The 12,513-nt window shown below is 57.3% G+C and carries 13 protein-coding genes and 1 tRNA gene; 9 read left to right on the forward strand and 5 right to left on the reverse strand.

The genetic code is table 11. From position 1 onward, the window contains the following. From urtC to urtE, 3 genes are read left to right on the forward strand one after another with little or no spacing between them, the layout of a single operon-like run. On the forward strand, window positions 1-1,230 hold the full coding sequence (gene urtC, locus Q0932_RS19615) for an urea ABC transporter permease subunit UrtC (RefSeq protein ID WP_299356804.1): 1,230 nt from the start codon (window positions 1-3) through the stop codon (window positions 1,228-1,230). Beyond that, complete coding sequence (gene urtD, locus Q0932_RS19620) at window positions 1,227-1,967, forward strand: urea ABC transporter ATP-binding protein UrtD (protein ID WP_299356806.1); 741 nt, start codon at window positions 1,227-1,229, stop codon at window positions 1,965-1,967. The genes urtC and urtD overlap by 4 nt, the downstream gene beginning before the upstream one ends. Before the next feature lie 3 nt (window positions 1,968-1,970). Next, a complete protein-coding gene (gene urtE / locus Q0932_RS19625) occupies window positions 1,971-2,666 on the forward strand; it encodes an urea ABC transporter ATP-binding subunit UrtE (protein WP_299356808.1) in 696 nt (231 codons plus the stop codon). Window positions 2,667-3,133: 467 nt separating this feature from the next. Here urtE and Q0932_RS19630 read toward each other — a convergent pair whose 3' ends face one another. Next, window positions 3,134-4,033: a LysR family transcriptional regulator gene (locus Q0932_RS19630; RefSeq protein ID WP_299356809.1), complete on the reverse strand. Its 900-nt coding sequence runs from the start codon at window positions 4,031-4,033 to the stop codon at window positions 3,134-3,136. A 190-nt stretch (window positions 4,034-4,223) separates the two neighbouring features. On the opposite strand from Q0932_RS19630, the gene Q0932_RS19635 reads away from it, so the two are divergent. The 5 genes from Q0932_RS19635 (at window position 4,224) to Q0932_RS19655 (ending at window position 9,145) form a co-directional block, all read left to right on the forward strand. Next, on the forward strand, window positions 4,224-5,273 hold the full coding sequence (locus Q0932_RS19635) for an extracellular solute-binding protein (protein WP_299356811.1): 1,050 nt from the start codon (window positions 4,224-4,226) through the stop codon (window positions 5,271-5,273). A 62-nt stretch (window positions 5,274-5,335) separates the two neighbouring features. Next, complete coding sequence (locus Q0932_RS19640; protein WP_299356813.1) at window positions 5,336-6,385, forward strand: ABC transporter ATP-binding protein; 1,050 nt, start codon at window positions 5,336-5,338, stop codon at window positions 6,383-6,385. Beyond that, window positions 6,382-7,227, forward strand: a complete 846-nt coding sequence (locus Q0932_RS19645) for an ABC transporter permease (RefSeq protein ID WP_299356815.1) — start codon at window positions 6,382-6,384, stop codon at window positions 7,225-7,227. The genes Q0932_RS19640 and Q0932_RS19645 overlap by 4 nt, the downstream gene beginning before the upstream one ends. Further along, a complete protein-coding gene (locus Q0932_RS19650) occupies window positions 7,224-8,015 on the forward strand; it encodes an ABC transporter permease (protein WP_299356817.1) in 792 nt (263 codons plus the stop codon). Before Q0932_RS19645 ends, Q0932_RS19650 begins: the two co-directional genes overlap by 4 nt. A gap of 29 nt (window positions 8,016-8,044) precedes the next feature. Further along, a complete protein-coding gene (locus Q0932_RS19655) occupies window positions 8,045-9,145 on the forward strand; it encodes a DUF917 domain-containing protein (RefSeq protein ID WP_299356819.1) in 1,101 nt (366 codons plus the stop codon). Between the two features lie 394 nt (window positions 9,146-9,539). Here Q0932_RS19655 and Q0932_RS19660 read toward each other — a convergent pair. After that, window positions 9,540-9,615 (reverse strand) — tRNA-Trp (locus Q0932_RS19660). Between the two features lie 120 nt (window positions 9,616-9,735). Here Q0932_RS19660 and Q0932_RS19665 point away from each other — a divergent pair. Further along, window positions 9,736-10,425 (forward strand): DUF374 domain-containing protein, encoded by a 690-nt coding sequence (locus Q0932_RS19665; protein WP_299356821.1) that lies wholly within the window; start codon window positions 9,736-9,738, stop codon window positions 10,423-10,425. Here Q0932_RS19665 and Q0932_RS19670 read toward each other — a convergent pair. From Q0932_RS19670 to Q0932_RS20600, 3 genes are all read right to left on the reverse strand, one after another. Further along, window positions 10,422-11,309, reverse strand: coding sequence for a hypothetical protein (locus Q0932_RS19670; RefSeq protein ID WP_299356823.1), 888 nt, complete (start codon window positions 11,307-11,309; stop codon window positions 10,422-10,424). The genes Q0932_RS19665 and Q0932_RS19670 overlap by 4 nt on opposite strands. 81 nt (window positions 11,310-11,390) lie before the next feature. Beyond that, window positions 11,391-12,182 (reverse strand): lysophospholipid acyltransferase family protein, encoded by a 792-nt coding sequence (locus tag Q0932_RS19675; RefSeq protein WP_299356825.1) that lies wholly within the window; start codon window positions 12,180-12,182, stop codon window positions 11,391-11,393. 255 nt (window positions 12,183-12,437) lie between these two features. After that, window positions 12,438-12,513 (reverse strand): hypothetical protein (locus Q0932_RS20600; RefSeq protein WP_366141440.1); only part of this gene is annotated, 76 nt, incomplete at its 5' end.

A 12,513-nucleotide genomic window follows, 5' to 3' on the forward strand; every position in this document is an offset into this window, starting at 1 on the left:
ATGCAACGTTCCTTTATCGCCAAGAACCCGTCTGTTCTGATCTTCCTCGCCTGCCTCGCGCTGTTCACGCTAATGGTCACCATCTTCTCCGAAGGCTTCGGTGTCGGCATGATCTCGACCAGTTTCGTCAAGACGCTGGGCAAGACGTTGTGCCTCTGCCTGATCGCGGTGGCGATGGATCTGATCTGGGGGTTTACCGGCATCCTGTCGCTGGGGCACTTCGCCTTCTTTGGTTTGGGCGGCTATATGATCGGCATGTGGCTGATGTACGAGCGCACGCGGCTGATCGTGGTTGAGTCGTTGTCTCAGACCGAGATTCCCCCCACCAGGTCCGAGATCGTGGATGCCATTGGCAACCAGATCTTTGGCGTCGTGGGGGCGAATGAGTTCCCGTTGATCTGGGCCTTTGCAGATAGTCTGTTCCTGCAACTGGTGTTGGTGGTGCTGGTGCCAGGCCTCCTCGCTCTGGTGTTTGGCTGGCTGGCGTTTCGCAGCCGGGTGACGGGCGTGTATCTTTCGATCCTAACGCAAGCGATGACACTGGCCCTGGCGCTTTACCTCTTTCAGAACGACAGCGGCCTGCGCGGCAACAACGGACTTTCGGGCCTGCAGAACCTGCCGGGAGTCGACGCATCTCAGGACGTGGTGTCTCTGTGGTTCCTCTGGGCTTCTGCCGTGGCGTTGGGGCTGGGCTACCTGCTCGCCGCATGGGTGGTGTCGGGCAAGTTCGGCTCGGTCATTCGCGGCATTCGCGATAACGAGGCGCGGGTGCGGTTCCTGGGCTACTCGGTTGAGACCTACAAGCTGATGATCTTCACGCTGACCGCCTGTATCGCCGCCATTGCTGGCGCGCTTTATTACCCGCAGGCGGGCATCATCAACCCGGCCGAGATCGCACCGATTGCCTCGATCTATCTCGCGGTCTGGGTCGCCATTGGCGGACGCGGACGGCTTTATGGCGCCGTCATCGGCGCGGCCTTTGTCAGCCTCTTGTCGACATGGTTCACAGGCGGTCAGGCCCCCAACATTCCACTGGGCTTTTACACCATCAAATGGGTCGACTGGTGGTTGGTGCTCTTGGGCCTATCCTTTGTCGCTGTCACGCTCTTTGCGCCGAAAGGCATGGGTGGGCTGGTCGACTACTGGACCCAGAGACGTTCCCCCAACCGCCATGGGGCAAATCTGGGCCCCAATGATGGTGCCATGCGCGAACAGGAGGCCAGCAAATGAGCACGCTTCTCGAAGTTTCCGGCGTCTCCGTCACCTTTGACGGCTTCCGCGCCATCAACAACCTGTCGTTCCAGATTGGCGAGGCCGAGTTGCGCGCCGTGATCGGGCCGAACGGGGCGGGCAAGACGACCTTTATGGATATCGTCACGGGCAAAACCAGACCCGATGAGGGGCGGGTGATCTGGGGGGAGAAGTCCGTATCTCTCCTCAAGATGAGCGAAGCCAAGATCGCGCAGGCGGGGATCGGGCGAAAGTTCCAGAAACCCACGGTATTTGAAGACCAGACGGTGCAGGAAAACCTGCTCATGGCCTTGAAGAAACCGCGCGGATGGCTGCCGGTTCTGTCCTATCGGGCGAAGCCGGAAGACCTCGACAAGGTGGCCGAACTGGCAACGGAAATCGGTCTGGTCGACGAGTTGACCCGCAAATCCGGTGAGTTGAGCCACGGGCAGAAGCAGTGGCTTGAGATTGGCATGCTTCTGGCGCAGGAACCGCGGTTGCTGCTGGTCGATGAACCCGCCGCAGGGATGACGCCGCAGGAACGCGAACACACTACGGACTTGTTGTTGGAGGCCGCAAAGACCCGCGCTGTTGTCGTTGTGGAACACGATATGGAGTTTGTCCGCCGCTTGAACTGCAAGGTCACCGTGCTGCATGAGGGCTCGGTTCTGGCCGAGGGCAGTCTCGACCATGTCACCTCGAACCAAGAGGTCATTGATGTATATCTGGGGCGCTGAACCATGCTGAAACTGACCGATCTGACCTTGCATTATGGGCATTCGCAAATCCTCAACGGCATCTCGATGGAGGCCGCTTTGGGCGAAGTGACCTGCGTCATGGGCACCAATGGCGTTGGCAAGACCAGCCTCATCAAGGCGATCTCGGGCACGCATCCGCGTTCAGGTGGGGACGTGGAACTGAACGGCGAGGCGCTGGGCGTGCTGCCCGCGCACAAGCTGGCGCACAAGGGGATTGCCTATGTCCCGCAGGGGCGCGAGGTTTTCCCGCTGCTCACGGTTCGCGAGAACCTTGAGACCGGCTTTGCCTGCCTGCCCAAGGATCAGCATTTTGTGCCAGATGAGATCTTTGAACTGTTCCCGATCCTGAAAGAGTTCCTGCATCGGCGCGGCGGTGACTTGTCGGGTGGCCAGCAGCAACAGCTGGCCATTGCGCGGGCACTGATTACCAAGCCTCGGCTCTTGCTTTTGGACGAGCCGACCGAGGGCATTCAGCCCAACATCATCCAGCAGATCGGCGAGGTCATCAAACTGCTGCGGGATCGCGGCGACATGGCCATTGTGTTGGTCGAGCAGTATTTCGAGTTCGCCTATGGTCTAGCCGATCGTTTTGTCGTGCTGCGCCGCGGCGAGGTGATAATGGCCGGGACGAAGGGTGATCTTTCGAAAGAAGCGTTGTTGAAGGGTGTCTCTGTTTGAATCGGCCGGCAAACCGGTTCACGCACGCGTGTTAGCGATGATTTGAGGAAGTATCGTATACTTTGATGAGTTTGTGTTTTTCACGGGTAGCGGACATTCGTGCTTAGCGCAGTATGAGTGAGCAACCCGTCACACCTCCTAGAGCCCACACAGAGGCTGCGAAAATAAAGCGGGGGCAGCGAACGACTGTAGTGTCCGCTGAGCAGACCTTGGTTCAAAGCGCAGCGAAGGTCCGCAATCCGCCCTTATCGACAGAATGTGAGTGCTGCAGCAATCGAACCCCGTCTAATACCCGCCACTGCAGCGAACGGCCCATTGCCGCCATTGGAAGTTGGTCTTGATGCCTCGACGCAACCCGTCGAACCGGACTTTCGGACGTAGTGCGAAAAAGGCCTCGAAACAATCAACCATTCAAAACGTTCCTACGACCTGTCTTAAAGCAAAAGGGATTAAGAAATGATCGCGTTTTACAAGTTGTCCCAAACCCAACTGGCAGCTTCGTTGTGCAAACGAGATTTCAAGCGTAGTTCGTGGACTTCGGAGACCACCCGGTAATCATCCGGCGCAAGTTCAATTAACTCGCCCCTTCGCACCCAGAAGTCAGCATAGTGCAAAGGGATCAGCCCGATATGGGTTCCGGCCAGCGTCAAGTATGTCGTGGACTCGATGTTGCCTTGGGAAACATCTGCATTCTCGTCTAGCAGGCGAATATCCAGCGCCTCATCAATCGGATTGCTCAAAAAACTGTGTGCCGATATTTTGCTGTTTTGCAACAGCGCCTTGAGGTCGTTACGGTCAGTTGCCGCGTTGCAGGGATGGTCCGGACTGCAATGCAAACCGCTGGCTTCATCATAGATGTGTTTTGCCTCCACATCATCAGGCACGTGGTCATCCAGATCCAGACCGACAAGGGCGATGTCCAGCCGCCCCGCGCGCAACTCGGTCAGGCAATCAAGATAGTCATAAACACCGACCCGAACGTGCAGATTGGCAAAACGCCCCTTTGCGGCCCGGATCGCGACGGTCAACGGGTTGTTCGAATCCGTGACCAAACAGTCCACAACGCCAATACGAACCAGAGCCTCGGTGTCGCGCCCGATTTCGTTCAGGCGAGTCGCATAAGAGTCCAGATGCGCCAAAAGCCGGTTGGTTTCTGTCAGAACCTGCTGCCCTTCGGAGGTAAGGGAGAAACCCTGACGTCCACGATTGCATAGACGGACGTTCAGGCGTTGCTCGAGATTGGCAATATGAGAACTGATCGCGGGCTGGCTGATTCCAAGCTCGGTCTGAGCCTTTACAAACCCTCCTACCTCGGCCACGGCTTTGAAAACGCGCAGCAATCTCAGGTCTATGTCGGTCAGACGCATGTTGTTCCCCTGCCTTGATCCGTCTGAAAGAAAACCAAAAAAAACGATACATGTCGATTGGCTTATGAATAGATCATCAGATCGATATGGTTCCTCAGATGAGGCTTGCTTACGGTAATCGCAATCAAGAATGCCAATGGGTCGCGGCATCTCGTCGTGACGAAGCAACTCGATCAAGGGAGCCAACCTCATGAAAATTCGAAACTCCATTACCCTTGCCGCCAGCCTGCTGACCTTCTCGGGTAGCGCTGCTTTGGCCGAAGAAATTACCGTCAGCGCTTGGGGCGGCTTTTTCGAAGAAACCCTGCGCGACGTAATCTATCCTGGGTTTACTGAAGAAACAGGCATTACTGTGCGTTCCATCGCTCAGCCCGCCGATCAGGCTTGGCTGACTCAGTTGACCAACGCCGCCCGTGCCAAGAAGGCCCCGGCCGATCTGTCATTGGTCGCTGACGAAGTCTTTGTCCGCGGCCAATCCATTGGCCTTTGGGCGGAACTGGACGGCGGTGCCATTCCAAACACCAAAACCCTGCTGGACGGTTTCACCAAATCCAGCGAGGACGGCAAGCTGCAAGCCGTTGGAGCCCTGTCGTGGTACACCACCTTTGTCACGAACACTAACGCTGTGGCTGACGCGCCCACAACCTGGGCCGAGCTCTGGACCCGCGACTGGGATGGAAAACTGGGCCTGACATCGAACGCCAACAGCGGTTTGATGGAAGCCACGGCTCTGACCTTCTTTGGAGGTTACGAGATCATGGAAACCCGTGAAGGGCTGGAAAAAGTCATTGCCAAAATTGCCGAGCTAAAACCTCAGGTGCAGTTGTGGTACCGCGACGAAGGCCAGTTCCAGCAAAGCCTCGAAGCCGGTGAACTGGTCGGTGGCCTATACTACCACGACGTCACCATGCTTTCGGCCATGGATGGCCTGCCGGTTGTCTCGACTTTCCCGAAAGAGGGCGGCATCCTGGGCGACGCGTATTGGATCGTACCGCGCGACTCACAGAACGTCGAAGCCGCTGAGAAATTCATTAACTACATGATCCGCCCTGACGTTCAGGCCAAGATGGCGCGCAATCTGGGTACCGCTCCAGTGGCTAAGCGCGACTCGATGGACCTGACGGATGAAGAGTTCGCCTCGGTTGGCAGCACGGGCGAGCCAATCCGTAGCCAGACCCACATCCACCTGCGCGAAGGTGACTGGTTGTCGGACAAGTACCTCGAGATGATCTCGCAGTAACGCACACTCCCCGTCGGGTCGGCGCACCGCCGTCGGCCCGACACCAACAAGGGCGCAGCACAATGGCTCAGCTTTCTCTCCAGAACATTCAAAAGTCCTTTGGGTCCTTCCAGGCGCTTTCGGACGTGAGCCTCGACATCGCCTCGGGCGAGTTCATTTGCCTCCTCGGGGGGTCTGGCTGCGGCAAGACCACGCTCTTACGCATCATTGCAGGGCTGGAAGAGCAGACCTCGGGGCAAATGATGCTGGATGGTGATGATCTTTCGGCTGTTCAATGCCACAAACGCAACGTGGGTATGGTGTTCCAAAGCCTCGCCCTGTTCCCTCACCTCAATGTCGGCCAAAACATCGCCTACGGGTTAGAGGTGCGCGGTGTGGACAAGGCCAAGCGCCTGGAGCGTGCGCGTAAATTGCTGGACGTGGTGGGGCTGTCGGGCTTCTTTGACCGCCCTGTCTCGGCCCTCTCCGGTGGTCAGCGCCAGCGCGTCGCCATCGCCCGTGCACTTGCGATTGAACCCACCCTGTTCCTGATGGACGAACCCTTTAGCGCGCTGGATGCGGGCCTTCGCGAACACCTCCAGATCGAGGTGAAAAAGCTTCAGCGCAAACTGGGCGTGACGACGATATTCGTCACCCATGATCAGAACGAGGCCATGTCGATCGCCGACCGCATCGTGATCTTGAACGAAGGCCGCATTGAACAGGCTGGCACCCCGACCGAAGTCTATGCCTGCCCGCAAACGCGGTTCGTGGCGGATTTTATGGGCACCAACAACATCTTCTCGCCCGAGTTCACTCCCGGCGGGCCAGCCCTACTGGACGGGACCCCTGTCGGCACACCAACAGGTGACCTGAAAGACTTTTCAGGCCTTTACACCATTGCCGTGCGTCCCGAATACCTGAGCCTCAAAGCCGTGACAGATCAAACCCGTGGGCTGGTTGGCACGGTGGGCTTTGTTCGCCACCTCGGCGCCTCGATCGAGACCGAGCTTAGCGTCGCGGAGCGCACGTTCGTGCACACCATGGTCTCGGATCGCGCGCCAGAGTTCGCCGTGGGCGACCGCGCCGAGATCGTCTGTGACCTCGACCATGCGTGGGTGATTCCGTCATGAAACGCGCGCTGGACCCCCACCTGATCGGACTGTTTCCGCTGGCGATGATGTCGGTCTTTTTCCTGGCGCCGCTGGCCTTCATGGTTGTGGTCAGCTTTTACGAACGCGACCCGCTGGGGTTCTACAACGTGGCCTTTGTCTGGGACAATTACGCCAAGTTCTTCTCGTCCTTTTACTACACCGTTTCCATGCGCTCGCTCTGGTCATCGTCGCTCGGCGCGATTGTCGTTGTACTTCTGGCCTTTCCGGCGATGTACATCATCGTCGACATGTCGCGCCGTTGGCAACTGTTCTGGGTCATCCTGTTATTATCTCTGATGTGCCTCAGCGAAGTCATCATCGGTTTCGCTTGGCTGATCCTGATGTCAGAAAGCTCGGGCATCCCCAAGTTCCTTGGCTGGATTGGCCTCTGGGAAGACCCGCGTTCGCTGTCGCCCAGCTTTGGCGCCATGCTGATCGGTTTCATCACGCTGGGGTTCTCGCTGGTCGCCCTGATGTTTTATCCGCAGATGGCCCAGCGTGACCGAAGTATCGAAGAGGCCGCGCTGACCCTTGGTACGCCCCCATTGCGCGTCTTCACCAAGGTGGTTCTGCCGAATTTCTGGTCGGCGATCATCTCGTCCGTCGTCACCATGTTCGTCTATTTCCTCGGCGTCTTTGTTATGCCCACCATGCTGGGTCGCCCACAGGACTGGAACATGACGGTGATCATCACGGACAAGGCCGTGGGTGACGCCAACATGCCGCTTGGCGCAGCCCTTTCGGTCATCATGCTGGTGTTTACCCTGATCATCATCGGCGGCCTGATGCTGGCCTCTCGCAAGAAGGGAGCCGCATCATGAGCACCCTTTTGAAACGCCTGTTTGTGACCGCCATCGCCACCGGCCTGATCCTGCCGTTCTTGATCGTTGCCGGTGTCTCGATCAGTGCCGAGAGCAACATATCCTTCCCGCCTCAGGAACTGTCAGCGCGTTGGTACACCGAACTGCTGACGCAAAGGGACTGGCTGATCCCGATCCGTAACTCGCTGGTCATTGCCGCATTTGCCGGACTCTTGGCCGTGTCCATCGCGCTAGCCGCGAACTATGTCCTGTGGCGCCTGAAATCCGGCTTTGGCAAACTGGTCTTTGCCCTGGGCGTCGGTCCCTTCATGCTGCCACCGATCATCATCGCCATGGGCGCCAGCGTCTTCTGGGCCGAGATGGGCTGGTATGGCCGAGCCGAGGCCACCGTGATCTCGCATGGGGTGTTCTTTGTCACCTTGCCGCTTGTCATCATTGCGCGCGGGTTCGCGGCCCTGTCGGGTGACGTGATCGAGGCCAGTCGCACGATGGGCGCAACCCCGTGGCAGACGTTCGTCAAGGTCATCTTCCCGCTGGTTTTGCCTTATGTCATCACCGGCTATGCCCTTGTCGCCATTATCAGCGTCAACGAATACCTGATTTCATACATGGTCTCGGGCTTTGCCGTTGAAACCCTGCCGATCCGCATCTTTAACAACCTGCGCTATGGCTACACCCCTGTCGTCGCCTCGGCTGCCATGGGCTTTGCGCTTTTGACCATCGGCGTCTTACTGGTGCTGTCGACCATCACCGATCTTCTGAAACTCCTTGGGGCGTCGCGAGACTAGGCTGCCCCCACCAACACCGGATGTGACCCATGAAAAAACTTTCCCGACAGGATCTGGAAGACATTCTCCACGGCGCCGCCATCCTGGGTACCGGAGGCGGTGGCGAGTTATCCGAAGGCTTTGCCATGATCGACGACGCGCTGGCCAAGGGTAAAGAGTTCATCATGGTTGATCTGGACGAAGCCCCACAGGATGCGCTGGTTTGCACGCCTTACATGCTGGGGGCGATCTCGGCTCTGCCGGAAGAAGAAGAAAAGCTCTATGAACGCCTGCCGCGCAGCGGTGAGTCCTCTATCCTGGCCGCTTATGCACGTTTCGAGACCTATCTGGGCCGAAAGTTTTACGGAACGATTTCCTGCGAGCTTGGTGGGTCCAATACAGCCGCGTCTTTCTATGCTGCCGCCATGGCAGGAGCATACATTATCGATGCCGATCCAGCAGGTCGCGCGGTGCCTGAGATCACCCATTCAACCTACTACATCAACGGCCTGCCGGCCGCACCCATTGTTATGGCCAATGAGTTTGGCGAGGCGATCATCTGCGAAAACGTGATGGACGACGCCCGCGCTGAACATATCGTGCGCGCCCTCTCCATGGTCAGCCGCAATGACATCGCTGCCATCGATCATGCGCTCGAAGTCCGCGAAATCCGCGACGCAGTCATTCCTGGCGCGATTTCACTAGCGATGCACATGGGGCAGGTCTGGCGCGAATGCCGTGCCTCTGGCGCAGACGTCGCCGAGGCTGTCGCTGTGCAGGGCAAGGGCGTCGTTGCGTTTCGCGGTACGGTTTCCGACTGCGATTGGGAAACGCGCGATGGGTTTACTTATGGCAATGTCACAATCGCCGGTGGTGGTGCATTTGCCGGTGATGAATACAGAATCTGGCTCAAGAACGAGAACATGATCGGGCGTCTCAATGGCGCGGTTCATGCCACTATTCCCGATCTGATTTGCATGATCGACACGGAAACTAGTGCGCCGATCACCAACCCGAACTATTTCAGCGGCCAGAATGTTGCCGTTATCGTGCTACCGGCTCCTGAACCATTTACTACCCAACGGGGTCTCGAAGCATTCGGCCCTTCATACATTGGGCTTGATCAAGCTTATAAGCCTGCTGTCGCGTAACCCATTTGTGTTTCGTCAAACTCTCGGAAATGTTGTTGTGATCTCCTTGATTTCGACTCTGAGTTGTAACTCCGCCTAGTGGAAATCATCCTTTGTGTCAGAATGTGCCTTTGTGGCCCACCGATCACGCTATGTCTGCTTCTTTTTAACCCTTCAAAGGGTTAGCTCACGCAGCGAAAGTCCGCTTTCCGCCCTTCTTTGGAAAATTCGCAAATGGTCGCGAATAATGTCGGAAAACACCGCACAGAAATTTACTAAAACCAACTCTCATAACTCTCAGCACTCTAGGCGTCTGAATGAGAAATGTTACATTTCCGTGTTACACGGGTGAAAAAAGCCCTTGCACAAGGTAAAGCGCATACCTCGTAAGTATTTGGTTTCTTTAATGAGATTTTGGCAGGGGCAGCAGGGTTCGAACCCGCGACCTACGGTTTTGGAGACCGTCGCTCTACCAGCTGAGCTATACCCCTAAGGCCGCGTGTTTCCTATGCCAGCCCGTCACGGGACTCAAGAGGAAAATTGCGTCTTTGCGCAGAGTTGCTCTGCTTGGCAATTGCCGCTACATCACGCGGCGCATGGGAGTATGAGTTTTGAGCCTTCGCAAGAAAATCGCTGACAGCCCCCGCGTGCAGGCTTTTGTCGCCCGGCGGATCGAAAAGATGGTGCGCCGCGCCTATCGGCAGTCGGACTGGCAGCGGATCGGTTTTGAACCGATGGAAGAAAGCCTGAAAGCTGGCGAGCCGGTGATCGTGGTCTTGTGGCACCAACGTCTGATGATGTCTCCTTACCTGTTCCCTACGGATCTGGGACGCATTTTCACCCTGACTTCCCGAGCGCGCGCCGGACGTATGGCAGGCCTGTTTCAAACCCGGTTTGGTATGGAAACCATCGCCATGGAGTCCGGGAAACGTGGTGTCACCACGTCGCGAAAAATTCTTGGCAAAATCCGCCAGGGTTATTCTATCGGCATTGCCGCCGACGGGCCCAAGGGACCCGAACGGGTCTGTTCCACGGTGCCGTTGGTCTGGGCGCGGACGTCGGGCAAGCGTGTGTTTGTCGTGACCTTTTCTGCTGACAAGGTGTGCGCGTTGCCCACTTGGGATCGCATGTGGTTGCCGCAAACGCGATCAAAAGGTGTTCTGATGTGCAAGGAATGGATAACACCGGTCCCACGCAAGATGTCCGAAAACGAAGAAGAGGTCCTGCGGCTGGACCTGCAGGGTGCGCTTGAGGCGCAGCGTCTTGAGGCGGACCAACGGGTCGGGCGGGCGCAGGACTAGGGTTTTGCCTGCATCTGAAACGCTTTGCGCACACCTTCATTGGCTTTCACAGACTGAATAAGTCGACGCATGTGCCAATCAACGCCAAAAGGTTTCATCTGTTGTTTGGCTGCGCGCAGGGCTTGAATCAATTTCTGATCGTTCATCATTGCCACGTCTAGTTTGGCCACTTTGTTCGCCGAAATTGCTTTGGTGCACAGGAATGAGACGGAATGCTCGGGGATATAGGCCACCGGTTCAAAGTGATCCTGTAGCAACGCCATTTGCGCCGCGATCCAGGGTTGTTGCCACCACAGGTAATCCTGCTGAACGACGATGGAGTGTCCGGGGATCAAGTGGGGGAAAAACGTGGCACTCATACGGTCCATAGTTTCGGCGGTCTTGGACGCATCCATCACCAAGATCTCGATATCGCCCGCATCCCATTCAGCCTGTTCGATCTGGCCTTTGACCAGCGTGAACAGATCCGCCCATGGCTCAAGAAAAAACTCCACCAAGGGCGACAGGTCATTGCCCGAGAAGGGCGGTAAAGGTCGGGCCGGGATTTCACAATCACGCGCAGGTGAGGTCGCCAGATAGCGGTCATAGCGGGTCTGAAACACGCTGAAATCGCCCATGTTGTATTTGTCGTAGCCATAGACCGTTTGACCGTTTTCCGATTGCGCCACCCCTTCCGCCAGACAGGCCGCCGACCCACCGGCAAAAGAACCGAGGTCAACAACAGCCCCCTGCCCTTTGGCCCATTCGCGGGTCAGCCAGACATAAAAAGTCTGCTCATCCACATTCAGCATTGTCGGAACCAAGGCCGCAGCCCCAAGGTCAGCTACATCCAGCGCGTCCCATGGGGTTTCTGAAAACACACGGGTATCTGACTTGGTCGACACAGTCTTTGTCTCCTAAAGCTCCAAGGCGAGAGTGCCGCCTTGGCGCAGGCCACACAAGGGAATTTGGGCTGAGGCCTGCGCCTAGGCCTCTGCTGCGCCATCACCGGTGTCAAATACCGCCATCATAGACGCGCGCAACCGGGCAACATCGTCATCCACGGACGCGCCCAAGTCACAGTCAAACGGCGGCAGTGCCACGACCCGGATCGTGCCGCTTGCAGGCACAAATCGACCGCGTGGCAACAGGCGATCGGAATCCAGAATAACGATGGGGCGGATTTTGCGGCCAGATTCGCGGGCGACCAGAACGGCGCCTGCCTTGAACTCTCCCAGAGATTCGGTTGTCGTGCGCGTGCCTTCTGGGAACAACACCACAGACCGCCGGGCGGGCATCTCGCGCACCGCGTCGCTCAGGGTTTCCATCGCCACCTTGCCACTTTTGCGGTTGATCTCAATCAGGCCCGCGCCAGTGAACCCCACGCGCAAGAGTGCCGCGTCACATAACTCTTTCTTGGCCGCAAAGGTGAACCATTTCTCATCCGGCACGACATCCATCAGCGTAAACCCATCCAGATGACTGCGGTGATTGATCACGATAAGGCTGTCGGTGTCTTCAGCGAGGTCGCGCTTGTTGTCGTCCGACATCTCAACCCGAATGCTCAGCAACCACAACAGCCGCGAACAGGCCCGCTTGACCAACCGCCAATACCAGCCGCGAAAGCCCTTTTTCTTGCCGCAAAGCAGGGGGACAAAAGCGATAAACAGAAAGTAGACCGGGCCCAAAACAACCAGCGATACGCGCTTTACCAACCGAATGGGAAACGGGTCAATCGCCTGAGTGGCCTTGTCGTCGAGCGCGGAATTCTGTGTCATGACACCCTGACGCGTTACACCCCGTAGCAGGGCAGTTGGGCCATGAGGTCCTGATCAGTTGCACCAGGGGGTCAGCGTCATAGCAAGCGCCAGAGATGTGCGAATACGACGCACAACCGCGCCTCTATCCAGCAATTCCGAAACACATTCAATCATTACTTACCCTAAGGCAAGCACAGGGACAGTGTCTCGTGCTTAACAAAAAAGGGGCTGCCTAATGGCAGCCCCTTCATGAGGTCAACGCAGGTGCGTAGATTACTCGATAACTTTGGACACGACGCCGGAGCCGACGGTGCGGCCACCTTCGCGGATCGCGAAGCGCAGGCCTTGT

The sequence above is a fragment of the uncultured Shimia sp. genome, assembly GCF_947498095.1.
Lineage (GTDB): Bacteria > Pseudomonadota > Alphaproteobacteria > Rhodobacterales > Rhodobacteraceae > Shimia.